The sequence below is a fragment of the Dyella silvae genome (assembly GCF_026421305.1).
In the GTDB taxonomy this organism is placed as follows: domain Bacteria; phylum Pseudomonadota; class Gammaproteobacteria; order Xanthomonadales; family Rhodanobacteraceae; genus Dyella; species Dyella silvae.
Map to the genome: position 1 here is coordinate 289,816 of NZ_JAPJBQ010000003.1, position 22,665 is coordinate 312,480.

Sequence of the window (22,665 nt, forward strand, 5' to 3'; positions counted from 1 at the left end):
GACATGGTCGCCAGCCGTTGGCCAGGCGCGTCACCAAAGGCGCCACTTTAGCTGCTTGCCCGCCTCGCGACGATGCCCCGGGGCGCGCTGCGCGCGAGGTCAGGTGCCATGCCGATGGAGAGGCTGTGTCATGGCTCAGGGCTTGGCGTCATCATCTCAAGCGGGTAGAACGACTAACTTCGCTAGCTCAGCTGCCGGTATGCAGGAGTCGCCCATGGTGTTGTCCGTTCCCACCGATGCCGAGCTGAAGGCGCTGGCTGTGCAGGTCGCCACGTTGGTTCAGCAGAAGGCTCTGATGGTGGTGACCGCCGAGTCCTGCTCGGGCGGCTGGATTGCCAAGACGCTGACGGATTTGCCGGGCAGCTCCGCCTGGTTCGATGCCGGCGTGGTGACTTACAGCTACGGCGCCAAGGAGTCCTTGCTGGGGGTCAACCCCCGCACGCTCGAGCGCACCGGCGCAGTCAGCGAGGAAACCGCGCTGGAAATGGTGTCGGGCGCCTTGTCCCGTTTCGGCGCAGGTGTGGCGGTGGCCGTCACCGGTATCGCCGGGCCCAGTGGCGGCACGCCGGAGAAGCCCGTGGGAACCGTCTGGATCAGCTGGAAACGCCGTGGCGGCTATGCTTATGCCCAGCTCTTCCACTTCGACGGCGACCGCGAGGCGGTGCGCCGGCAGACCGTGGCGGCGGCGCTCAATGGCGTGCTGAAGACGCTGACGGACTGACAGGCGCCGACCGCAAAAACCGGATTGACCGGTATGTGATACTTCCCGTTCTGAGATCGCAGTCCGTGAGACCCGTCGCGGGCATCATGCTTCTACATTCACTGCCACCCCCCAGGATTCAAGACGATGGATGACAACAAGCGCAAAGCGCTCACTTCCGCGCTCGGCCAGATCGAAAAGCAATTCGGCAAGGGCGCGGTCATGCGCCTGGGCGACCGCACCGACGACGCCATCGAAACCGTATCCACCGGCTCGCTGGGCCTGGACATCGCCCTGGGCGTTGGTGGCTTGCCGCGTGGCCGTGTGGTCGAGATCTACGGTCCGGAATCCTCGGGCAAGACCACGCTGACCTTGCAGGTCATCGCCAACTGCCAGAAGAACGGCGGCACGGCGGCCTTCGTCGACGCCGAACATGCGCTGGACCCCACCTACGCCGCCAAGTTGGGCGTGAACGTGGATGACCTGCTGGTTTCCCAGCCCGACACGGGCGAGCAGGCGCTGGAAATCGCCGACATGCTGGTGCGTTCCGGCGCGGTGGACGTGGTCGTGGTCGACTCGGTTGCCGCACTTACGCCCAAGGCTGAAATCGAAGGCGAAATGGGCGACTCCCACGTGGGTCTGCACGCCCGCCTGATGAGCCAGGCGCTGCGCAAGCTCACCGCCAACATCAAGAAGTCGAACTGCCTGGTGGTCTTCATCAACCAGATCCGCATGAAGATCGGCGTGATGTTCGGCAGCCCCGAAACCACCACTGGCGGTAACGCGCTGAAGTTCTACGCCTCGGTGCGTCTGGACATCCGCCGTATCGGTGCGGTGAAGAAGGGCGAGGAAGTCATCGGTTCGGAGACTCGCGTTAAGGTGGTCAAGAACAAGGTGGCGCCGCCGTTCCGTCAGGCCGAGTTCGAGATCCTCTACGGCGAAGGCACCTCGCGCGAAGGCGAAATCATCGAACTGGGCGTGGCGCAGAACCTGATCGACAAGTCCGGTGCCTGGTACAGCTACAAGGGCGACCGCATCGGTCAGGGCAAGGAAAACGTTCGCCAGTTCCTGCGTGACAACCCGGCCATCGCCAACGAGATCGACGCCGAGCTGCGTTCCCGCCTGCTGGTGAGCAATGGCAACTCGCCGCTGCCGGCCGTGGAAACCGAAGAGGCCTGATCGACGTGCCGGCGGTCCTTGGGCGGGGTAGGCGGAAAGCCTCGCCGCCCAGGCAAGTTCCGCCACGAACCTGAAGGCCCGCCCGAGGGCAGGCTAGACACATGGCGCGAGACCGCGACGACAAGACGGATAAACCCAGCGCCTACAGCAAGGCGCTGGGCATGCTTGCGCGTCGCGAACATTCGCGCCGGGAGCTGAAGCTCAAACTGCGCCAGAAGGGTTACGAAGGCGGCGAGGCCGGCGAGGCGCTCGATCGCCTTGGCGAACAGCACTACCAGGACGACGACCGCTTCGCCGAGATGCTCGTGCGCAGCCGGGTCTCGCAGGGCTACGGCCCCATGCGCGTGCGTGCCGAACTGAAGAGCCATGGCCTGTCCGACGCCAGGATCCGTGCCGTGCTGGACGAAGCCGAGGTGGACTGGGAAGCCAGTGCTGCCGCCCAGTTGCGGCGGCGTTTTGGCGCCGGATCGCCGCCGGATCGCGACGAAAAGGCCCGCAGGGCGCAATTTCTCTTGCGTCGGGGCTTTCCCGCCGCCACAGTACGGAGTGTTACCCACGCCGACGTGGACGACGCAGCCGACGACGATGCCTGACCTCCCCGCTGTTGGGGCGGGTGGGTGTCGCTCAGGCGCCAATCCCCGGACGTGACTCCTCCTGCCAGGTCGTCCCCAACCGCATGAAAACCGCCGAAATCCGTTCGACTTTCCTCGAGTATTTCCGTTCGAAAGGGCACACCATCGTGCCGTCCAGCTCCCTGGTGCCGGCCAGCGATCCCACGTTGCTGTTCACCAACTCGGGCATGGTGCAGTTCAAGAACGTATTCCTGGGCAGCGAGAAGCTGCCGTACGTGCGCGCAGCCGACGTGCAGCGCTGCCTGCGTGCCGGCGGCAAGCACAACGATCTGGATTCGGTGGGCTACACCGCGCGCCACCACACCTTTTTCGAGATGCTCGGCAACTGGTCGTTCGGCGACTACTTCAAGCGCGATGCCATTGCCTTCGCCTGGGAGCTGCTGACTGGCGTCTTCAAGCTGCCCAAGGACAAACTCTGGGTCACCGTCTATCACACCGATGACGAGGCTTTCGACATCTGGAACAAGGAAGTGGGCGTGCCGGCCGAGCGCATCGTTCGCATCGGCGACAACAAGGGCGCGCCGTACGCTTCCGACAATTTCTGGCAGATGGCCGACACCGGCCCGTGCGGTCCGTGCACGGAGATCTTCTTCGACCACGGTGCGGAGATCGCTGGTGGCCCGCCGGGATCGCCCGATGAAGACGGCGATCGCTATATCGAAATCTGGAACCTCGTGTTCATGCAGTTCGATCGCGCGCCTGACGGTACGCTGTCGCCGCTGCCGGCACCCTGCGTCGATACCGGCATGGGCCTGGAGCGCCTGGCCGCCGTGCTGCAGCACGTGCACTCCAACTACGAAATCGACCTGTTCCAGCACCTGATCAAGGTGGCTGCCGAACTGACCGGCACCCAGGATCTCGCGAACAAGTCCCTGCGCGTGATCGCCGACCACATTCGCGCGTGCTCCTTCCTCATCGTCGACGGCGTGCTGCCGTCCAACGAAGGCCGCGGCTACGTGCTCCGCCGCATCATCCGCCGCGCGCTACGTCACGGCTGGATGCTCGGCGTGCGCGGCGATTTCTTCTGGAAGATGGTCAAACCGCTGGTGGAAGAGATGGGCGAGGCCTATCCGGAGCTGGCCCAGAAGCAGTCGTTCGTGGAAGACGCCTTGCGCACCGAAGAGCGCCGCTTCGGCGAGACGCTGGAAAATGGCATGCGCCTGTTCGACGCCGTGGCGGCCAACGCCACTGGCAGCATTCCCGGTGCCGACGCGTTCCGTTTGTACGACACCTTTGGCTTCCCGATCGACCTGACTGCCGACATCGCGCGCGAGCGCGGCCTGACGGTGGACATGGATGGCTTCGAGCAGGCCATGGAGGAACAGCAGGATCGCAGCCGCAAGGGCGGCAAGTTCGAAGCCAAGGGCCAGATGCCGGCCGAGCTGGCCAGCCAGCTGCAGCCGACCGTCTTCCTTGGTTACGAGGCGCTGCAGAGTCAGGGCAGCAAAGTCGTCGGCATGGTTCGTGCCGGCAAGCAGCTCGATCAGTTGAGCGAAGGCGAGGAAGGTCTGGTCATCCTCGACCGCACGCCGTTCTATGCGGAATCGGGTGGCCAGGTCGGCGATACCGGCACGCTCGCGTCCGGCGCTGGCCGCTTTGACGTCAGCGACACCCTCAAGATGGGTGGCGTGTTCTTCGGTCACGCCGGTCGCTGGCAGGGCGCACAGCCGCTGCGCGTAGGCGACACCGTTGATGCGGCCGTGGACAGCGCGCGCCGGCAGGCGATTGTGCTCAACCACTCGGCCACCCATCTGCTGCATGCGGCGCTGCGCAAGGTGCTGGGCGAGCACGTCACGCAGAAGGGTTCGCTGGTGGCACCGGAGCGCCTGCGCTTCGATTTTTCGCATTTCAAGCCGATGAGCGCCGACGAGCTGCGCGAGATCGAGGCGCTGGTGAACGCCGAAGTGCGTCGCAACGCCGCCGCCGAAGTGCGCCACATGGGTTATGACGACGCGATCGCCTTCGGCGCCATGGCGCTGTTCGGCGAGAAGTACGGCGACGAAGTGCGCGTGCTGAAGATGGGCGACTTCTCCACCGAACTGTGTGGCGGCACCCACGTGGGCCGCACGGGCGACATCGGCTTGTTCAAGATCGTGAGCGAAGCGGGCGTGGCTTCCGGCGTACGCCGTATCGAAGCGGTGACTGGTACCGGTGCGCTCGCTTACGTGGCCGATGAAGAGCGTCGCCTTGGCGAGTTCTCGCAACTGCTTTCGGCCAACGGTGACGATGCCGTAGAGAAGCTCCGTCAGCTGTTCGACAAGCAGAAGAAGCTCGAGCGCGAGCTCGAATCGCTGCGCGCCAAGGCAGCTGGTTCGGCTACGGCCGACCTGGCCTCGTCGGCGCACAGCGTCGATGGCATCAAGGTCGTGGCTGCGCGTCTGGAAGGCCTGGACGCCAAAGCGCTGCGCGACAGCATGGACCAGCTCAAGCAGCAGTTGGCCGACTGCGTGATCCTGCTGGCGGGCGCCGCTGACGGCCGCGTGTCGCTGGTGGCCGGCGTCAACGGCAAGGCTCTGGGCCGGGTCAAGGCGGGCGACGTGGTAGCCCACGTGGCGGGTCAGATCGACGGCAAGGGTGGCGGTCGCCCCGACATGGCCCAAGGCGGTGGCACCGACACGGCCGAGCTGCCCAACATCCTGAACGGTCTGGTCAGCTGGGTCGGACAGCGACTGACATCCTGAAACCGGTCAACCCTCAGACTCCGTTGCCGTTTACGCATTGCGCTGCCATCGGACGCTCGGCTAGTATCCAAGCACTGCCGACACCGATGGTTGCGACGGTGTCGCTCGACCAGGGCATCTACAGGGGATGCCTCGTTCTGTGAACCGGGGAAGGCGGTAGGGCCTTCGGCGGTAAGATCGTCGAACTGTCCAGACGGTGAAGCTCAGGGGTGAGGCATAACCGTCTGTTGGCCTATGACCAAAGTATTCATGGAGTGGCAAACATGTTGATTCTGACCCGCAGGGTCGGTGAAACCTTGATGATCGGTGACGAGGTGACCGTTACTGTTCTGGGCGTCAAGGGCAACCAGGTGCGTATTGGCATCAATGCGCCCAAAAACGTCGCCGTGCATCGCGAAGAGATCTATCAACGGATCAAGAACGAGCACGAACCGGATAGCAATGCATCCGGTGACACTGGCGAACACTGATCAAGCAATAAAAGCTTTACCTAACGCTCGCCGGTTAGTATCCTTGCCGGCTCCGCAGAAATGCGGACTAAAAACGGAGAGATGCCCGAGAGGCCGAAGGGGCTCCCCTGCTAAGGGAGTATAGGGTCAAAAGCCTTATCGAGGGTTCGAATCCCTCTCTCTCCGCCAGATACGCAAAAAGCCCCTCGCGGGGCTTTTTGCGTATCTGGCGGAGAGAGAGTTGTGGACGAACCCTCTTGGTTCGACAAAATTGCCTGGAGCAATTTTGGACAGCCGCAGGCTGGCCCCGTAGCGCAAAGCGCGGAGGGGTGAGGCCCATGGATGGGCCGAACAATCCCGAGCTTCACGAAACCGAGTCTTACCTGACGAAGCCCCTCGCGGGGCTTTTTGCGTATCTGGCGGAGAGAGGTGGTGGACGAGCCCTGACGGTTCGACAAATTTGTCTGGAACTTGTTGGACAGCCGCAGGCTTGCCCCGTAGCGCAAAGCGCGGAGGGGTGAGGCCCATGGATGGGGCGAACAATCCCGAGCTACACGAATCCGAATCTCACCTGACGAAGCCCCTCGCGGCGCTTTTTGCGTATCTGGCAGCGCAAGAGAGACGTAGACGAACTCCGAGCCAGAACGGCTCTTCACCAGCCGGTCAAATCAAAAACACATCACGGCAGCACCCATTCAGCCCCAGAACTGAATGAACGCCGCAGAACCACCGGAACACCCGAAGTACCGCCTTTTGACGGCTCCAGCGTTACCTTGCTTACCGTCAACCCTCGCGGAGGGCGTGTCATGGATGTGCTTCGACTTGAGCATCCTGTCCTGCGGAAACACCATCGGTTGATCCGCATTCTTGCGCTTGCACTGGTGCTTATCGCCTGCGCCGCCGTGCCGTTTCGTGCAGCTTCCGAAGTATCGGTTGGCATCGGCGTGTCTGTGGGCTATCCGCCACCACCGTTGCCGCTCTATCTGCAGCCGCCGATTCCTGGTCCGGATTACATCTGGATACCGGGCTATTGGGCCTGGGGTGACGATGACTATTACTGGGTGCCGGGCTACTGGGCGTTGCCGCCGTATTTCGGCGCGTTGTGGACGCCGGGTTATTGGGGCTGGTTTGGCGGCGTCTACGTATTTCATGGCGGCTACTGGGCACACCACGTCGGCTTCTATGGCGGCATCTGCTACGGGTACGGCTATCCGGGCCACGGCTATTACGGCGGTCGCTGGGAGCATGATGGGTTCCACTACAACCGCTCGGTCAATCAGATCAATAACGTTCGCGTCACCAACGTTTACAACGGTCCGGTGCCAAACAATGGTGTCGTCAATCGCACCAGCTTCAATGGCGGCCGCGGTGGCGTGACAGCCGATCCGACACGGCAGGAAGCGGCGGTTGCCCGCGAGGCTCATGTGGCGCCGGTAGCCGTGCAGACGCAACGCGTTGCGGCGGCCAGTCATGACCCGGCCATGCGGGCCTCGGTCAATCACGGTGCTCCAGCCGTCGCCGGGGCCGCTCGCGCTGCGCCGTTCAACACATCGGGCGTCCACGCTGCAACGGTGCAGGCACCTCAGAACACCACGGCACTGCGTTCCGCCAATTTCGCGCCGCGCGTAGGTGCTTCGCATGCCGCCATGCCGCCAGCTGCGGGCGGACTGTCGCCGGGTGCCGGTCATGCGATGAGCAATGCGCGATCGTATCCGTCGTATAACTCACGAACCTATCCGGCCAACAACCAGCGCACGTATCAGGCCAACACCCCGCGAACGTATCCGGCCTACAACTATCACCCGATGAACAATCCAGGCGTGTATCACATGGCGGCTGCGCCACGTCCGGCACCGGTGCCGGCAAGCCACGCTGCGCGTCCCGCCCCTAATCGTTCCAGCAACAACAACGGGCATCACTAGAGACGTTGAGACCGGGCGATCAGCCGGCGCTGGTTTTCGCCGGGGCCCCAGTCGCACTGAGTTGTCCCACATGGACCATCCGCTGTTCGCAGCGGATGGTCTCCTGCGTCAGCTCAGGGAAAGTCCGCGCAGTTCGGCGCCTTCCGGTGTGACACGCAGCACGGAGCCATGCTCGTACCAGTCGCCCAGAACGATGCGTTCGGCCGTTTGGCCATCCAGATCGAAATGATGAGTGGCGGGGCGGTGCGTGTGGCCGTGAATCAGCCGCGTGACGCTTGCCTTGCGCATGGCGTCCGCTACGGCACCGGCATTGACGTCCATGATGGTCTCCATGGCGCTGCCGGTATGCGCACGGCTGTCCTCGCGCGCTTTGGCAGCGAAGGCGCGGCGCGCGTCCAGCGACATGGCGAGAATCTGTGCCTTCCACGCGGGCGTGCGAACCTGCTTGCGCATGGTCTGGTACGCGATGTCGTCCGTGCACAGCATGTCGCCATGCATCAGCAGGGTTGGGCGGCCGTAGAGTTCATGCACGGTGCCATCTTCGAGCAGCGTGAAGCCCGCGCATTTGGCGAAATCTTCGCCTAGCAGGAAGTCGCGATTGCCCACCATGAAATACACGGGCACGCCGCTGTCGCGAAGCGCCTTGGTGGCGCTGGCGATGCGCGTGGGGAGTTCAGCGTCGTCATCGTCACCGATCCAAGCCTCAACCAGGTCGCCGAGGATGTACAACGCATCGGCGGAGCGTGCTTCGTCGCTGGCAAGAAACTGTTCGAACAGGTGAGTGATTTGCGGGCGACCGTTATCCAGATGCAGGTCGGAAATAAACAGCGTGGCCATCGTGCCTTAACCCTTGGTCTTGCTGGCGGGCTTGCCATTCTTGGCGGGGGCGGCCGATTTATCTGTGGCAGGTTCAGCCGGCTTGGACGTCGGGCTTGCCGCCGTTTCCTCGCCAACCACGTTGGCGCTGTCGATGGTCACCAGTGGATTGGGCACGTCACCCGCGAACGGGCCGAGCGCGCGTGATGGCAGCGCGGCCATCTTGTCCACCACATCCATACCCTTCACGACCTTGCCAAACACGGCGTAGCCCCAGGTCAGGCCGCTCTGGTTGCCGACAAAGTCGAGCCGGCGGTTGTCCACCAGATTGAAGAAGAACTGCGATGTGCCGGAGTTGGGGTCGGCGCCACGCGCTACGGCTACGGTGCCACGCAAGTTGGACAGACCGTTGTCAGCTTCGCTGGCGATGGCCGAACGGGTGCGCTTGGCCTGCAGGTCGCGTGTGTAGAGGCCGCCCTGGACCAAATAGCCCGGAATGGCGCGATGGAACACCGTGCCGCTGTAGAAGCCGTCGCGCACGTACTGCAGGAAGTTGGCAACGCTCTTGGGTGCCTTGTCCGGGTACAGCTCCAGTGTGATGTCGCCCTGCGAGGTGTGCAGCACGACTTGCGGGTGCGGTTGTGTGGCGGCCGGCGTCGTCGCGGGCTTGGCGGCTTGCGCAAACAGCGCGAGCGGCGACAACAGCAGGGCGGTGGCAAGCAGGAGTCGGGACATGGCGGATCGGGCGGCTTGTGGCATCAGGACATCATACGCGGCAGAGACGCGGCATGGTTCTCAGGAGGGGTGGACTTCCAGCAGCAGGCCCAGTTCGTTCATCGGGGCTTGCTCCTGTTCCAGGTCGGCTTCGCTGAGTGGGTGTTGATCCAGCCACGCCGAGGGCAGGGTGAGCCGCAGGCGCTGGCTGGTGGCGGCCAGACGGATTTGCGGGAGGGATTCCGCACGCCGTGCCCGGCGGAACAGCACCCCCAGGCGCAGCAGGGCGGTGATGTAGCGAGCCAGCAACCGATAGCGCTGCGGTAGCGCCGAGAACGTCGCCTTGTCGGGCTTGCGGCGATGCGATTCCACAATGGCGGCCAGCAACTGCTGCTCCTGGCGCGAGAAGCCAGCCAAATCGGCGTGGCGCAGGATGTAGGCACCGTGGTGGTGGTGCTGGCTGTGCGCGATGGCCAGGCCGATTTCGTGCACTCGCGACACCCACGACAGCCATTCGCGCGCTTCGCCGTCGAGCTTCCAGACACGCGCGATCTGGTCGAAGAACATCAGCGCGGTGGACTCCACGCGGCGGGCCTGGGCGCGGTCCACGCCATAGCGATTAGCCAGCGCGTCGATGCTCGCGGTGCGCGGATCGGTGCCGCCGGCGCGGCCCAGCAGATCCCACAGCAGGCCTTCGCGCATCGAACTCTGGCAAACCCGCAGCCGCTCGATGCCAAGCGCTTCAAAGGCGGCCTCAAAGATCGCCACGCCACCGGCGATGACCGGCGCGCGGTCCTCGGCCAGTCCCGGCAGTTTCAGAGTGTTGATCTGGCCTTGCTCGAGCAAGGCATCGCGCAGGGAGGCGAGCGACGCCGGCGTGATGCCGTCATCGGAGAACTTCATCGCCTGCACTACCGAGCCGATGGACTTGGCGGTGCCGGACGAACCATAGGCCTCCACCCAGCCGGACTCGCGATAGTCCTCGGAAAACTGCTGCAACAGCACGCCGATTTCATTGTTGGCGCGTTGCCAGCGCTTGCGATTGAGCTTGCCGCCGGGGAAGAAACGCAGCGTGGATGCGATGCATCCGGCCTGTACGCTTTCGGTATGCATCGGCGCGACACCGCGCCCGATGATGAACTCCGTACTGCCACCGCCCACGTCGATCACCAGCCGGCTTTCACGCGAGGCGGGCAGGTCATGGGAAGCACCGAGGAAGATCAGTCGGCCTTCTTCGCGGCCGGAGACGATTTCCACCGGATGCCCAAGCGCTGCTTCGGCTGCCGTGAGGAAAGACTGCGGAGAGGCGAGGCGGCGGACCGTGTTGGTAGCCACGGCGCGCACGCGAATCGAAGGCACGCCGGCGATGCGCTGACCAAAGCGGGCCAGGCAGTTGAGCGCGCGGGCGCGGTGTTCGGCATCCAGCGTGCCGTCGGCGCGAAGACCGGCGGCCATGCGGACGGTTTCGCGCAGGCGATCGATCACGCGGGGTTCGCCATGTTCCACCCGGGCCACCACCATGTGGTAGCTGTTGGAGCCCATATCGACGGCGGCGATCAGTTCGCCGTCCTTGATCTGGATCTGATCGCCTTGGCTCATGCGGGGCTCGTTCCGGGCTGCTGAGGGCGAATTCTCTCATGCGAGGCCCGGAGCGAGTAGCGCGAATTCCCGCGATGCCCCTAACCCGCGGCAGGTACCAGCTTGTTCAGCAGCCACTGCTGAGCACTGTGCGGCGGCTCACCACCCGGCTGGGCGCGCGTATAGCGTCCATCGCTGTCGAGCAACCATGCCTCGGTGTTGTCGGCCAGGTAATTCGCCAGTGTCTCTTCGTACACGCGAACGGCATAGTTCGGGTCGAGGATGGGGAAGGCGACCTCGATACGGCGCATCAGGTTGCGCTCCATCCAGTCCGCGCTGCCGCAGTAGATTTCCGGCGAGCCGTCGTTGGCGAACCAGTAAACGCGGCTGTGCTCGAGGAAGCGGCCGACGATGGAGCGCACGCGAATGCGGTCGGACACGCCCGGCAACCCCGGGCGCAGCGTGCAGGCGCCACGTACGATCAGGTCGATCTCCACACCCGCCTGCGAAGCGCGGTACAGCGCCTGGATCACATGCGCCTCATTGAGCGCATTGAGTTTGGCCACGATGCGAGCCGGTTTGCCCGCTTCGGCATGGGCGGTCTCGCGCTCGATCTTTTCAAGCACGCTGCGATACAGCGTGAACGGCGAATGCAGCAGATGCTTCAGTTCGATCACCGGGCCCAGACCCGAGAGCTGCTGGAAGACCTTATGTAAATCTTCGCCAATGCCCGGGTCGGCGGTCATCAGGCCAATGTCGGTATAGCTACGGCTATTGGCCTGGTGGTAATTGCCGGTGGACAGGTGCACGTAGCGGCGCAGCACATCGTCTTCGCGGCGCACGATCAGCAGCATCTTGGCGTGCGTCTTGTAGCCCACCACGCCGTAGACCACCTGTACGCCGGCCTCCTGCAGTCGGGTCGCGAGGCGGATATTCGCCTCTTCGTCGAAGCGTGCGCGCAGCTCGATCACCACGGTGACGTCTTTGCCGTTGCGCGCTGCTTCCACCAACAGGTCGACCAGCGGCGTGTCCACGCCGGCGCGGTAGAGCGTCTGCTTGATGGCGAGTACGGCCGGATCCTGCGTGGCCTGGCGCAGCAGGTCCACCACGGCGGCGAACGATTCGTACGGGTGATGCAGCAGCACGTCGCGCTGGCGCAGTACCTCGAACTTGCAGCGGCTGGCGTTGAAGGCCTGCGGCAGCTGAGGGATGAAGCGGGGGAATTTCAGCTCCGGCCGGTCCAGCCCTTCGTAGATGGTGCCGGCGCGGATGATGTTGACCGGCCCGTCGCAGCGATAAACGTCGGTTTCTTCCAGCTCAAAGTTGGCTACGAGCATGGCGACGATGGCCTTGGGGCAATCGTTGCCGATCTCCAGCCGCACCGGTCGCGCGTAGCCACGGCCGATCAGTTCTTCGCTGAGCGCGCGGGCGAGGTTGTCCACCTCGGCTTCCTCGACCATCAGCTCGCTGTTGCGGGTGACGCGGAACTGATAGGAGCCGGCCACCTTGAAGCCGGGGAACATCAGATCGACGAAGCCTTGCAGCAGCTCGGCCAGGAAGATGTAGTGGTCGCCGCCATCGCACACTTCGTCGGGAAGGCGAATGATGCGTGGCAGCGAGCGCGGTGCGCGCACCAGCGCCATATGGCCCTCGCGGCCAAACGCGTCGCGGCCCTTCAGCACCACGGCGATGTTCAGCGTCTTGTTGAGGATGCGCGGAAACGGGTGTGCCGGGTCCAGCCCCAGTGGAGACAACACGGGCAGCACTTCGTTTTCGAAATAGCCTTGCAGCCACCGCTTCTGGCGCGCAGTCCAGTCGTCCCGGGTGAGGAAGTGGATGTTTTCAGCGTCCAATGCCGGGCGCAGCTCGTGCTGCCAGGTTTCGTACTGCTGGTCGACCAGATCCAGCACGCGCTTGCGAATGCGCGTAAGCAGGTCGCCGGACGACAGACCGTCGGGGCCGGGAGCTGCCGAACCGAACATGTGATGGTGCTTGAGCATGGCCACGCGCACCTCGAAGAACTCATCGAGGTTGTTGGCGACGATGCTCAGGAAACGCAGGCGTTCCAGCAGCGGTATGCGTGTGTCGCGCGCCTGCGCCAGCACACGGAAATTGAACTCGAGCGCGGCCAGTTCTCGGCTGAGATAGAGCTCGGGAGCGGCACGGTCGACGACGGGCGGTGGAGTAGCAGGTTTACGACGCATCCCCCCATTCTGGACGATGCGGCGTTTTGTTACATGGTGCACCGCCGCGTACTGTGATGGCCGTTCAGCTCAACGGCATCGGAGACGGGCGGCGCCGCCCATGGTCGTCTCACTCGGGGTCGCCGGTACCCGGCGCGAGGAGGCGCTCTGTGCTGAACCAGCAGGAGAAAGTGGAGCCCTGACCCGGTTCGCTCTGGATGTCCAGGCGAGCTTGATGGAGGTTCAGCACATGCTTGACGATGGACAAGCCCAGACCGGTGCCGCCGCTTTCCCGCGACCGGCTCGACGACACGCGGTAGAAACGCTCGGTAAGGCGAGCGAGATGCGAGGCGGGGATGCCGTAACCGGTGTCGGTGACGGAGTAGACCGCGCCGTCCGCGGTGCGCCGCCAGCGGATGGTGATGCGCCCACCGGTCGGCGTGTAACGCACAGCGTTACTCACCAGATTGGAAAGTGCGCTGTGCAGATCCTTCACCGAGCCCAGCAAATCCATCTCGGCGGTGGATTCCACGGTGATCTGGTGGCGGCCCTGGCTGAGCGCTTCGGCTTCCTTGCGAATGGTGGCCAGCAGCGGCGTCATCTGCACGCGCTCGTCCTGTACATGGTCCTGTGTTTCCAGGCGCGACAGGGTGAGCAGGTCTTCCACGATCTGCCCCATGCGCTTGGATTGCGCGCGCATTTCGCTGAGCACCGGTGCGAGCTCCGGCACGTCTTCGGGATCGATCAGTTCGAGGTATCCGTGAATCACGGTGAGTGGCGTGCGCAGTTCGTGCGACACGTTGGCGACGAAGTCGCGGCGAATCTGTTCCAGGCGCGTGAGATGACTGATGTCGCGCGCCAGCAGCAAGCGCTGGCGGCGCCCGAACGGCAGCAGCGTCACGTTGATATGACGATTGGGACGACCCGGCGCCGCCACATCGTTGAGCGGTTCGCGCGCGCCTTCCTTCAGCCAGCTCGCCAGCTCGGTGGTGCTCAGGCGTTCGTCGAGGTGTGCGCCGCGATCCTGCGGGCGCCGCAAGCCGAGCAAATCTTCGGCGGCGTGATTGAACCAACGCACGTGCTGCTCGTTGTCGAGCAACACGACGGCGTCCGGCAGACTGCCGGCGGCACTGCGCAGATCGCGCAAACTGGAGGCAATGCGACGGGAACGCGTCATGAAGCGGTCATGCTTAAGGGAGAGTGCCGTGGGGCCTTGTGTCATCATGAGCTGCGCTTGATGACGGATTCGGGTCAGCAACAAGACGATTTCTGCGATCGCGACCAGCGCCACGCCGGTCGCCACATGACCTCCCGCCAACCAGCCGATGCCTGCGCCCACAAGCAGTCCGACAGCCAGTGCGGCCGGCAGCATCCAGGAGCGGTCGAAAGCATTTGGCATGGGCGGTCAGTCGAGGGCGCCGGGCTGGCGAGGCGCCAGCATCGGCAAAAGTCTGCGCACCCGCAATAGTTCGCGAGGCGTCAGACGCTGGCGGAGAATCGGTAGCCTGCGCCGCGCACCGTTTGCACCATGTCGTCGAGCTTCCATGGTTCGAGTGTCTTGCGCAGACGGCGGATGTGTACGTCCACCGTGCGTTCTTCGACGTACACGCTGCCACCCCACACATGATCAAGCAGCTGGGCGCGCGAATAGACGCGCTCCGGGTGTGTCATGAAGAAGTACAGCAGGCGGTATTCGGTGGGACCGATGGTCACCGGGTCGTCACCGGCGAATACGCGGTGGGCCGGGCCGTCGATACGCAGGCCGCCCAGCTCCACCATGCCGGAACCGTCGTCGCCCTGGCTGCGGCGAAGCACAGCCTTGATGCGGGCGACCAGCTCACGGGTGGAGAAGGGCTTGATGACGTAATCGTCCACGCCGGCTTCCAGGCCGTTGACGCGATCCATCTCCTCACCGCGTGCGGTGAGCATGATGATCGGCACTTCGCGGCTCAGTTCTTCTTTGCGCAGGCGGCGGGCGAGGTCCAGGCCGCTGGTGCCGGGTAGCATCCAGTCGAGCAGAATCAGGTCGGGGACCTGTTCGGCAATGGCCAATTGGGCTGCACGCGCGTCAGCGGCGTGAATGGCGTCCATGCCGGCCTTGCGCAATGCAAAGGCGACCATGTCGCGGATCGATGCTTCGTCTTCGACGATCAGGATGCGCTTGTGCACGCGTTAAATCCGCTGGGGGAGGGCTATGACGCATTTATTGCAGCCGGGTAATGTTACGCCCGGATGACATTTCACGCCGTCACAACGTGACGGCGATGTCATTGCCTTGTGGCAGAAGGGCTTAACGCGAGATTCCCGATGCGCTGAAACAGAGTTTGCCCTGGCAATTGGCCCCGTTCTGCAGCGGCTGCTGGCTGCGTCCATCGGGATTGTCATCGGTCTGTATCTTGCGCTTGCGCAGCTCCATCACCAGCGGGGTGAGGTCGTTGATACGCGCCTGGATGCGGGACCGTGAATAAAAATCCAGATCAGGGCGCTGCAACAAACGCTTGAGCTGTTCCATCGCGTCGAAGGGTCGCCCGGAAAGGTAGGAGGCATCCGCAAACGCCTCGCCGGCGCGCACCGGGTCGCCCGCCTTGTCGGCAGCGCGGGCGTAGCTGCGATAGAGCTCGGGCTCGTCGTTGTTGTCCAGCATGGGCATCAGCATGGAAGCCGCCTGCCTGGCTTCTTCCGGGCTGCCGGCTTCGGTGAGCGCCTTGGCGTAACCCAGGGCGATGGCCCGGTTGCGCGGCGACTGCTGGTTGAGGTCGGCGTAGATGGCCAGTGCTTCTGCTCGCCGCCCGGCCTGCAGTTTGGCATCGGCCATGGCCAGGCGCAGGATGGGGCTGTCAGGGTGAGCGGTCAGCAGCGGCTGCAGTTCGTCGAGGGCCTTGGCGCCACGATTGCTGCGCATCAGCGCAAGCGCATAGCCGTAGCGATTGGACGGCGTGTCGAAGCCGTGCTGCGTTTCCAGGTCGGAGGCGTAGTTGCTCGCGAGCTTACCGGCATCGCCTGAAAGCACGCGCACGCGTTCCCGCATCAGCAGATACGTATCCAGGCCACCGTTGTTTCCGCGGCTGGACAGCTTGGTGGGGTCTTTGACGAAGACAATGGGCGCGGTGCTCTTTTCCCATTGGTTCTTGTCGAGCGTGGAGTCGCTGGGGCGCTGCTTCTGCTTGGCAATCAGCGCACCAGCGCGCGATTTGGCGTCGCTGATGCGGTCCAGTGAAACCGGGTGATCCTGCAGCAACGAAGGCACCTCGCCCCGCTCACCGCCCGAACCCACACGCAGGGTGTCCTCCATGCGGCCGAAAAAAGAGGCCATGGCGTTGGGGTCGTACCCTGCGTTGGCGAGGGTCAGGATGCCGGCGCGGTCGGCTTCGATTTCATCCTTGCGGGTGAAGTTGATCTGGCGCTGCATCAGCAGGCCCTGGCCGCCCAACATGATGGCGCCGGCGGCATCGCCAGCACCTGCTCCCGCGCCCGCGGCGATGGCGCCCAGCAGCACCAGCGCCATCAGCGGCGTGTCTTTCTTGGAGGCTTCAAAAGCGCGCTGCAGGTGGTTCTGCGTGATGTGGCCAATTTCGTGGGCGATCACGCCTGCCAACTCGCTTTCGCTGTTGGTGATGGTGATGAGCCCGGAGTTCACCGCGATATAGCCGCCTGGTGCGGCAAACGCGTTGATGATGTTGTCCTTGGCGATGAAGAACGAGAAATGTTCTTTGGGCTTTTCGCTGCCCGCCACTAAACGGTAGCCCAGGTCGTTGATGTAGTCGTCGAGCATGGGATCGTCCAGCACCATGTCGAGCGCACGCATCTGGCGCAGCATGGACGCGCCGTACTCCTGCGCCTCCTGCGGGGAGATCAGGGCGTTCGCTGAGCTGCCCAGGTCGGGCAGGCGCACGTCGCGATCCTGCGCTGACGCACCCATGGTGAGACCGGCGCAGAGCAGGGTCGTGATCACTCGGGAAAGTGCCAGCCGGCTCATGGGCTTCCTGCCCTTAATTAGGTGCTTCAACATGCGTTTTGCGGTCCGTTAACTGCCTGTTCGCCGGAAGTCCGGCGGGCGGGAGTGGGTGTGATCCTGAAGCCATGGGAATGGGGCGTGGTGCCATGCGCATATGTGGGCGACAATATCATTAGTGACCGCCACTTATGGTGTCGGTTCAGTGTTCCCCCGCTTGTTTCCTGTGGGCTCGCCCCAAACTACCGGGCAGCCGCATTTATTTTCGGTTCCGGAGTCTGTTGTGCCCAAGATCGAGGTCTATTCCACCGCAGTGTGCCCTTATTGCGTGTCCGCCAAAAACCTGCTCAAGTCCAAGGGGCTGGAATGGAGCGAGGTGCGTGTCGATCTCGATCCCGCCCAGCGCGAACTGATGCTGGCGCGCAGTGGCGGACGGCGCACCGTGCCGCAGATTTTCATCAACGATCATCACGTCGGTGGTTTCGATGATCTCGTTGCTGCCGACCGTAGCGGCCAGCTGGCTCAATGGCTGGAGGCTAACGCGTGAGCAAGCCCGTGGACGATCAGGCAGGTAAGGACCGCGTGGCGGAGTTCACCGCTTTCCGTCAGCGCATGAACGAACGCATCCTGTCGGAAGACAACCAGGTCGTGCGGCGCTTCTTTGCGCTGGATACCCAGACCTACAAGCCCGGCGCGCTGGATGTGAAGACCAAGGAGCTGCTGGGCCTGGTCGCCTCCATGGTGCTGCGCTGCGACGACTGCATCAGCTATCACGTTGCCCAATGCAAGGAAGCTGGCGTCACGCGCGAAGAATTTTTCGAAACCTTCAGTGTGGGGCTGGTGGTGGGCGGTTCCATCGTGATCCCGCATCTGCGCCGGGCGGTGGATTTCCTCGATCAGCTGGAATCGGGTGACGCGGGCGAGTCCGCCCAGGATTGCGCCAGTCACGGTTAATTTCGGGAGGGATGGCGCTCACTCCTTGGCGCCACCTTGACGCATGCGAGTTTATTCAATGCTGCATGCGAGGATTTGCAACGGCGGCCAGGTCTTCCGCTCTGGCCGCGTGGCATCGCATCGGGGATAATTGACGGGATTTATAACCCTGCCACCCCCCGCCGCAGGGTTGCTCGATTTTTATCTCAAGGAGTGTCCCCATGAGCAAGACCATTGCCGTGATTCCGGGCGACGGTATCGGCCCCGAGATCATGAATGCCACGCTGCGCGTGCTCGACGCCCTGGACTGCGGCCTGTCCTACGAGTTCGTCGATGCCGGCATGGTTGCGCTGGAAAAGAGCGGCGACCTGCTGCCGCAGCCGACGCTCGACGCCATTGCCAAGCACAAGGTGGCGCTGAAGGGCCCGCTGACCACGCCGGTGGGTGGTGGCTTCACCTCCATCAACGTCACGCTGCGCCGTCACTTTGACCTGTACGCCAACGTGCGTCCGGCCATCAGCTTCCCGGGCACCAAGGCGCGCTTCGATAACATCGACATCATCACGGTGCGCGAGAACACCGAAGGCGCGTACCTGTCCGAAGGCCAGTCGATTTCGGAAGATGGCGAAACCGCCATCTCGATGGTGCGCAACACCCGCAAGGGCTCCAGCCGCATCGTGCGCTATGCCTTCGAGCTGGCCGTGAAGAAGGGCCGCAAGAAGGTGACGGCCGTGCACAAGGCCAACATCATCAAGACCGCGTCGGGCCTGTTCCTCAACGTGGCGCGCGAAATCGCCAAGGAATACCCGCAGATCGAGTTCAACGAAATGATCGTTGACAACGCCTGCATGCAGCTGGTGATGAAGCCGGAGCAGTTTGACGTCATCGTCACCACCAACCTGTTCGGCGACATCCTGTCTGACCTGTGCGCCGGTCTGGTGGGCGGTCTGGGTCTGGCCCCGGGCGACAACATCGGTACCGAGGCGGCCATCTTCGAAGCCGTGCACGGTTCGGCGCCGGACATTGCCGGCAAGGGCATCGCCAATCCGTGCGCGCTGCTGCTTGCCGCCGCCGACATGCTCGATCACCTCGGCATGGTGGAGAAGGGCGACAAGGTGCGTCAGGCCATCCGTGATGTGATGACCAATGACCGCGACAGCGTCACGCCAGACATCGGCGGCAAGGGCACCACCTCCAGCTTCGGTGACGCCATCGTCAAGCGCGTTCGCGCGGCTTAAGCCCTGGCGCTTCCGAAAAAAGCCCCTCCATGCGAGGGGCTTTTTTTTGCGCCTTTTTTTCTCGCGTTAATGACTGGCAAGCGCAGATTGTTGCGTTCGCTTTCGCCTAGATCGTGCTGCGGGAGTCGCCGTAAAATCGAGACCCGTGTTGTGGATTCGTCGCGACATGTCTGCCTTGCCAGCCCCGTGGCCCTTGGCGTTGCACTGGATGACGCTGCATATCGTCCATCCTGCCTTGCTGGCATCGCATCTCGCCTGGCTCGATAGTCAGGCGCCAGACATTGCCCGGTATTTCCTGCTCACGACGGTGCAGGTAGCGGTCGTTGCTTTCGTATTGCGGCCGATGGAAAACGTGTGGCCCGTAGAGCGTTGGGATCAGCGGCGCACCACCGCCATCGACTGCCGCTATACGCTGATCAAGCTGTTTCTCGTGCTGCCGCTATTTACCTATCTGGTGCTCTATCCGTTGAATCAATGGATGGGTGGCGACAGCAACGGTGACGGCGCGGGCCTGATCAGCATTCAGCAGGGCATACCCTGGCTGGCGCATCACCCGGTAGTGCTGTTTCTGGTCTATTACGCCATCTACGACTTCGTCTATTACGTGGTGCACCGGTTGCAGCATCGCATTCCATGGTGGTGGGCATTGCACAGCCTGCATCACAGCCAGCGACAGCTCAATTGCTGGTCGAATGATCGCGATCACTACCTGGATGACATGCTGGAGGCGTTGATCGTTGCCGGCGTTGGCGTCGTCATCGGTGTGGCACCCACGGAGTACGCGCTGCTGATTCTGTTTGGCGAGCTGCTGCAAAACCTTGGGCACGCCAATATCCGCGTGCGCTTTGGGCCCGTGTTGAACAAGCTGCTGGTGGAGCCGAACTATCATCGGCTCCACCACATGCGGTTGGATCCCGACCGGCCGACCTTGCACCAATGCAACTACGCGTTCATTTTTCCCATCTGGGATATTTTGTTTGGCACCGCGCTTTACGGCGAGGCCGCACGTCCGACAGGCGTCGCCGATCCGACGGTGAATGCCGACAACCGCTATGGCATCGTGGACCAGCAGCTGACCGTGATGCGTCGTTGGTGGGGAGCGATCCGTTGCCGTGCGGGCTGGACGCCGGGCGACGTGGCTTTTGATGAAAACTATCGACCGGTGTCCACTCGCGGCATTGATCTGCACGTGTTCGAAAGAGAAGGGCAGCCACTGCGGGCTGCCCGGATGCCGCCACAGCCAGTGGATGGCAAAGCCGTCCACTGACGCCTGACGTCAGGCCGCTTCCTTCGATGCCGGCTGGTAGTGGCCGGGCACCGACTGGAACGGAATGGCGATGCGATTCCAGCCGTTGATCATGATGACTACCAGGTTGAGCTGGATGAGCTCCTCTTCGCTGAAGGAAGCACGGGCGCGCTCATACACGTCGTCGGGCACTCCGTGGTCGCCCAACCGCGTTACCGCTTCGGCCCAGGCCAGCGCGGCGCATTCGCGCTCGGTGTAGAACGGCGCTTCGCGCCACGCCTGCACGAGATACAGGCGCTGCTCGGTTTCGCCGGCGGCGCGTGCATCCTTGCTGTGCATATCGAGGCAATAGGCACAGCCATTCATTTGCGAAACACGGAACAGCACCAGCTCGATCAACGGACGTTCCAGGCTGCTGTCGTTCACAGCGGCGCTGAAATCGAACAGTGGCTTCATGGCCTGGGAATACTTGAGAACGGAGAGACGCTTGGACATGAGAGGACTCCTTGAGTGCGGCCACCATGGCCGCTCATGACAAGGACGCGTCATCCGGTCCATTCGTGACAGACTTCAGGCGAACCAGTTTTCCGGGGTTCCGAAGGGCGTGAATGGCGCTGATGCGCTCGCCATCGGTCTCGATCCAGAGCACGGTGCTCAGTTCGGCATTCACCCAGGTCAGCAGCGCCGGGGCGCCATTGACCCAGCGCAGCCGGTGAACCGCGCCAGCCTGCTGGTTGTGCAGGGCGATCTGGAGGTACAGACGCGCGATGCGCTCCGCACCAAACAGAGGATGCAAGGTGGCGCTCACCAGCCCACCGCCGTCGGCGTCGTGGACGATGTCTTCCGCGAACAACGCCTGCAGGTTGTCCAGATCGGGGTGATGAAGGGCTTCGAGGAGCTTCTGCAGCAGGCGCTGTTGCGTTTCGGGTGCGTGCGTGAAACGCGGGCGGCCTTCGCGCAGGCGCTGGCGCGCGCGATGGGTGCGCTGGCGGCTCGCGTCCTCGCTGATCTGCAGCATCGCCGCCGCCTCGGCATGGCTGTAGTCGAACACCTGGTTCAGCAGGAACGACGCCCGCTCTTCGGGGCTCAGGCGCTCCAGCAGGGCGAGAAAGGAGAGGCTGAGGCTTTCGCTGCGCTCGAGCACCAGCTCGGGTTGTTCCTCTTCGGCAACCAGCGGCTCTGGCAGCCAGGGGCCGGTGTAGTGCTCGCGTTCGGTCTTGGCGCGGCGCAGCCTGTCCAGCGCCAGGCGCGTGGTGACCGTGACGAGCCACGCTTCGGCATCATCGAGCGCGGACTGATCCTGCTGATGCCAGCGTAGCCAGGCATCGTGCAGCACGTCCTCGGCATCGGCCGGGGTGCCGAGCATGCGATAGGCCAGGCCGTAGAGGCGCGACCGGTGTTTCTGGAAGAGGTCGGTGGCGGGGTCCATGACGTTCTCCTAGGGGAAGACACTTCAGGGACGCGCGAGCGTCACTGTTCGTGACAGCTCAGCGGAAGAATGGCCAGGGCGCCAGAAAAATGATCCAGAGCAGGACCAGCATGCCCATGTACTTGGTGGCGCGGAACAGCTTTGGGTGCTTCTTCTTGAAGACGCGGTTGCGTTCGCGGCCGCGCTGGTTGAGCGCAAATACGCGATTGACGAAGCCCGTCTTCTCTTCCGGCGATTCCGTGTTGGGCGAGGCGGTGATCTTGCCCATGAAGGCGCCGACGCGATGGTTGATCGCATTCATGAAACGGGTGCGCAGCGGGCGCTCCACGTCGGCAAACAGGATCACGCGGGTCTGGTCGGTGCGGTTCTCGGCCCAGTGCACGTAGGTTTCGTCGAACACGACATCCTTGCCGTCGCCCCAGCTATGGATCTCGCCATCGACAAAGATGCGGCAGTCTTCCGAGTTGGGGGTGATCAGGCCGAGGTGGTAGCGCAGGGAGCCGGCAAAAGGGTCGCGGTGCGGGTTGAGCTTGCTGCCCGGTGGCAGCAGGGCAAACATCGCGGCCTTCACGCTGGGAATGGAGTTGAGCAGCGCCACGGTCTTCGGGCAGAGCGTTTCGGCGGAGGCCAGCGGTTCGCCGTACCACTTCAGATAGAAACGCTTCCAGCCTTGCTTGAAGAAGCTGTTGAAGCTGGCGTCGTTGTTCTTCTCCGCCGCGCGGATATAGCCCTCGTCGAACAAGTGCAACGCTTCTTCACGGATGGCCTGCCAGTTGGCTTGGAGCAGATCCAGCTGAGGGAAGCCGCGGCGGTCGAGAATGGGCGTCGCCGGTACCGCCGAGAAGGCGTACATCAGCAGGTTGTAGGGCGCGAACACCGCCGAGTGGTCCACCAGCTGGCGGTCGAAACGCAGTTTGGTACGGCCGCGCAGGTGCACCAGCAGCACGCATAGCACGAACAGCGACAGCACGATCAGCAGCACGAGGCGCGGAGCAAGAATCATGGAGAAAACG

20 protein-coding genes and 1 tRNA gene are annotated in these 22,665 nt (G+C 63.5%); 11 read left to right on the forward strand and 10 right to left on the reverse strand.

Going from position 1 to position 22,665, the window contains the following annotated elements; translation table 11 throughout:
- Positions 1-214: 214 nt before the first annotated feature.
- From OQE56_RS09845 to OQE56_RS09875, 7 genes are all read left to right on the forward strand, one after another.
- Positions 215-721 carry a CinA family protein gene (locus OQE56_RS09845; RefSeq protein WP_267223929.1) on the forward strand — a complete coding sequence of 169 codons (507 nt, stop codon included), beginning with the start codon at positions 215-217 and terminating at the stop codon, positions 719-721.
- 126 nt (positions 722-847) lie between these two features.
- Positions 848-1,879, forward strand: coding sequence for a recombinase RecA (gene recA, locus OQE56_RS09850; protein WP_267223931.1), 1,032 nt, complete (start codon positions 848-850; stop codon positions 1,877-1,879).
- 101 nt (positions 1,880-1,980) lie between these two features.
- The gene (locus OQE56_RS09855; RefSeq protein ID WP_267223933.1) at positions 1,981-2,472 is read left to right on the forward strand and encodes a regulatory protein RecX; all 492 of its coding nucleotides are present in this window, start codon (positions 1,981-1,983) and stop codon (positions 2,470-2,472) included.
- Between the two features lie 83 nt (positions 2,473-2,555).
- Complete coding sequence (gene alaS, locus OQE56_RS09860; RefSeq protein WP_267223935.1) at positions 2,556-5,192, forward strand: alanine--tRNA ligase; 2,637 nt, start codon at positions 2,556-2,558, stop codon at positions 5,190-5,192.
- 263 nt (positions 5,193-5,455) lie between these two features.
- Positions 5,456-5,662 (forward strand): carbon storage regulator CsrA, encoded by a 207-nt coding sequence (csrA, locus tag OQE56_RS09865; protein ID WP_267223937.1) that lies wholly within the window; start codon positions 5,456-5,458, stop codon positions 5,660-5,662.
- A 75-nt stretch (positions 5,663-5,737) separates the two neighbouring features.
- A tRNA-Ser gene (locus tag OQE56_RS09870) sits at positions 5,738-5,830 on the forward strand.
- A 617-nt stretch (positions 5,831-6,447) separates the two neighbouring features.
- Positions 6,448-7,563, forward strand: a complete 1,116-nt coding sequence (locus OQE56_RS09875) for a YXWGXW repeat-containing protein (RefSeq protein ID WP_267223939.1) — start codon at positions 6,448-6,450, stop codon at positions 7,561-7,563.
- 108 nt (positions 7,564-7,671) lie between these two features.
- On the opposite strand, the gene OQE56_RS09880 is transcribed toward OQE56_RS09875, so the two are convergent.
- The 7 genes from OQE56_RS09880 to OQE56_RS09910 form a co-directional block, all read right to left on the reverse strand.
- Complete coding sequence (locus OQE56_RS09880; RefSeq protein WP_267223941.1) at positions 7,672-8,400, reverse strand: UDP-2,3-diacylglucosamine diphosphatase; 729 nt, start codon at positions 8,398-8,400, stop codon at positions 7,672-7,674.
- A gap of 6 nt (positions 8,401-8,406) precedes the next feature.
- The gene (locus tag OQE56_RS09885; RefSeq protein ID WP_267223943.1) at positions 8,407-9,114 is read right to left on the reverse strand and encodes a peptidylprolyl isomerase; all 708 of its coding nucleotides are present in this window, start codon (positions 9,112-9,114) and stop codon (positions 8,407-8,409) included.
- Positions 9,115-9,174: 60 nt separating this feature from the next.
- Complete coding sequence (locus OQE56_RS09890; protein ID WP_267223944.1) at positions 9,175-10,692, reverse strand: Ppx/GppA phosphatase family protein; 1,518 nt, start codon at positions 10,690-10,692, stop codon at positions 9,175-9,177.
- Between the two features lie 80 nt (positions 10,693-10,772).
- Positions 10,773-12,875: a polyphosphate kinase 1 gene (ppk1, locus tag OQE56_RS09895; RefSeq protein WP_267223946.1), complete on the reverse strand. Its 2,103-nt coding sequence runs from the start codon at positions 12,873-12,875 to the stop codon at positions 10,773-10,775.
- A gap of 109 nt (positions 12,876-12,984) precedes the next feature.
- Positions 12,985-14,253: a phosphate regulon sensor histidine kinase PhoR gene (gene phoR / locus OQE56_RS09900; protein WP_267223948.1), complete on the reverse strand. Its 1,269-nt coding sequence runs from the start codon at positions 14,251-14,253 to the stop codon at positions 12,985-12,987.
- An 80-nt stretch (positions 14,254-14,333) separates the two neighbouring features.
- Positions 14,334-15,023: a phosphate regulon transcriptional regulator PhoB gene (phoB, locus tag OQE56_RS09905; protein ID WP_267223950.1), complete on the reverse strand. Its 690-nt coding sequence runs from the start codon at positions 15,021-15,023 to the stop codon at positions 14,334-14,336.
- A 121-nt stretch (positions 15,024-15,144) separates the two neighbouring features.
- Positions 15,145-16,830 (reverse strand): M48 family metalloprotease, encoded by a 1,686-nt coding sequence (locus OQE56_RS09910; RefSeq protein WP_267223952.1) that lies wholly within the window; start codon positions 16,828-16,830, stop codon positions 15,145-15,147.
- 259 nt (positions 16,831-17,089) lie between these two features.
- On the opposite strand from OQE56_RS09910, the gene grxC reads away from it, so the two are divergent.
- The 4 genes from grxC to OQE56_RS09930 all read left to right on the forward strand — a co-directional run bounded on the left by grxC (position 17,090) and on the right by OQE56_RS09930 (position 20,244).
- Entirely contained in the window at positions 17,090-17,353 is a 264-nt protein-coding gene (gene grxC, locus OQE56_RS09915; protein WP_267223954.1) for a glutaredoxin 3, read from the forward strand.
- Positions 17,354-17,418: 65 nt separating this feature from the next.
- Positions 17,419-17,760 (forward strand): carboxymuconolactone decarboxylase family protein, encoded by a 342-nt coding sequence (locus OQE56_RS09920; RefSeq protein WP_267224350.1) that lies wholly within the window; start codon positions 17,419-17,421, stop codon positions 17,758-17,760.
- Between the two features lie 200 nt (positions 17,761-17,960).
- Entirely contained in the window at positions 17,961-18,977 is a 1,017-nt protein-coding gene (locus tag OQE56_RS09925; protein WP_267223956.1) for an isocitrate dehydrogenase, read from the forward strand.
- Between the two features lie 166 nt (positions 18,978-19,143).
- Positions 19,144-20,244 carry a sterol desaturase family protein gene (locus OQE56_RS09930; protein ID WP_267223958.1) on the forward strand — a complete coding sequence of 367 codons (1,101 nt, stop codon included), beginning with the start codon at positions 19,144-19,146 and terminating at the stop codon, positions 20,242-20,244.
- 9 nt (positions 20,245-20,253) lie between these two features.
- Here the strand turns inward: OQE56_RS09930 and OQE56_RS09935 are convergent, their stop codons facing one another.
- Genes OQE56_RS09935 through OQE56_RS09945 form a run of 3 tightly spaced genes read right to left on the reverse strand, consistent with a single transcriptional unit; the run spans position 20,254 to position 22,655 of the window.
- Positions 20,254-20,718, reverse strand: a complete 465-nt coding sequence (locus tag OQE56_RS09935; protein WP_267223959.1) for a carboxymuconolactone decarboxylase family protein — start codon at positions 20,716-20,718, stop codon at positions 20,254-20,256.
- A 34-nt stretch (positions 20,719-20,752) separates the two neighbouring features.
- The gene (gene sigJ / locus OQE56_RS09940; RefSeq protein ID WP_267223961.1) at positions 20,753-21,652 is read right to left on the reverse strand and encodes an RNA polymerase sigma factor SigJ; all 900 of its coding nucleotides are present in this window, start codon (positions 21,650-21,652) and stop codon (positions 20,753-20,755) included.
- A 58-nt stretch (positions 21,653-21,710) separates the two neighbouring features.
- Positions 21,711-22,655, reverse strand: a complete 945-nt coding sequence (locus OQE56_RS09945) for an aspartyl/asparaginyl beta-hydroxylase domain-containing protein (protein WP_267224351.1) — start codon at positions 22,653-22,655, stop codon at positions 21,711-21,713.
- Positions 22,656-22,665: the final 10 nt, after the last annotated feature.

Bases quoted from the DNA above. Each gene is read 5' to 3' on its own strand.
- OQE56_RS09945 (WP_267224351.1), bottom strand. From the start codon at position 22,655: ATGATTCTTGCTCCGCGCCTCGTGCTGCTGATCGTGCTGTCGCTGTTC.
- OQE56_RS09910 (WP_267223952.1), bottom strand. From the start codon at position 16,830: ATGAGCCGGCTGGCACTTTCCCGAGTGATCACGACCCTGCTCTGCGCC.
- phoR (WP_267223948.1), bottom strand. From the start codon at position 14,253: ATGCCAAATGCTTTCGACCGCTCCTGGATGCTGCCGGCCGCACTGGCT.
- OQE56_RS09925 (WP_267223956.1), top strand. From the start codon at position 17,961: ATGAGCAAGACCATTGCCGTGATTCCGGGCGACGGTATCGGCCCCGAG.
- ppk1 (WP_267223946.1), bottom strand. From the start codon at position 12,875: ATGCGTCGTAAACCTGCTACTCCACCGCCCGTCGTCGACCGTGCCGCT.
- OQE56_RS09920 (WP_267224350.1), top strand. From the start codon at position 17,419: ATGAACGAACGCATCCTGTCGGAAGACAACCAGGTCGTGCGGCGCTTC.
- OQE56_RS09930 (WP_267223958.1), top strand. From the start codon at position 19,144: ATGTCTGCCTTGCCAGCCCCGTGGCCCTTGGCGTTGCACTGGATGACG.
- OQE56_RS09855 (WP_267223933.1), top strand. From the start codon at position 1,981: ATGGCGCGAGACCGCGACGACAAGACGGATAAACCCAGCGCCTACAGC.
- recA (WP_267223931.1), top strand. From the start codon at position 848: ATGGATGACAACAAGCGCAAAGCGCTCACTTCCGCGCTCGGCCAGATC.
- OQE56_RS09935 (WP_267223959.1), bottom strand. From the start codon at position 20,718: ATGTCCAAGCGTCTCTCCGTTCTCAAGTATTCCCAGGCCATGAAGCCA.
- OQE56_RS09885 (WP_267223943.1), bottom strand. From the start codon at position 9,114: ATGTCCCGACTCCTGCTTGCCACCGCCCTGCTGTTGTCGCCGCTCGCG.
- sigJ (WP_267223961.1), bottom strand. From the start codon at position 21,652: ATGGACCCCGCCACCGACCTCTTCCAGAAACACCGGTCGCGCCTCTAC.
- OQE56_RS09875 (WP_267223939.1), top strand. From the start codon at position 6,448: ATGGATGTGCTTCGACTTGAGCATCCTGTCCTGCGGAAACACCATCGG.
- OQE56_RS09845 (WP_267223929.1), top strand. From the start codon at position 215: ATGGTGTTGTCCGTTCCCACCGATGCCGAGCTGAAGGCGCTGGCTGTG.
- alaS (WP_267223935.1), top strand. From the start codon at position 2,556: ATGAAAACCGCCGAAATCCGTTCGACTTTCCTCGAGTATTTCCGTTCG.
- OQE56_RS09880 (WP_267223941.1), bottom strand. From the start codon at position 8,400: ATGGCCACGCTGTTTATTTCCGACCTGCATCTGGATAACGGTCGCCCG.
- csrA (WP_267223937.1), top strand. From the start codon at position 5,456: ATGTTGATTCTGACCCGCAGGGTCGGTGAAACCTTGATGATCGGTGAC.
- OQE56_RS09890 (WP_267223944.1), bottom strand. From the start codon at position 10,692: ATGAGCCAAGGCGATCAGATCCAGATCAAGGACGGCGAACTGATCGCC.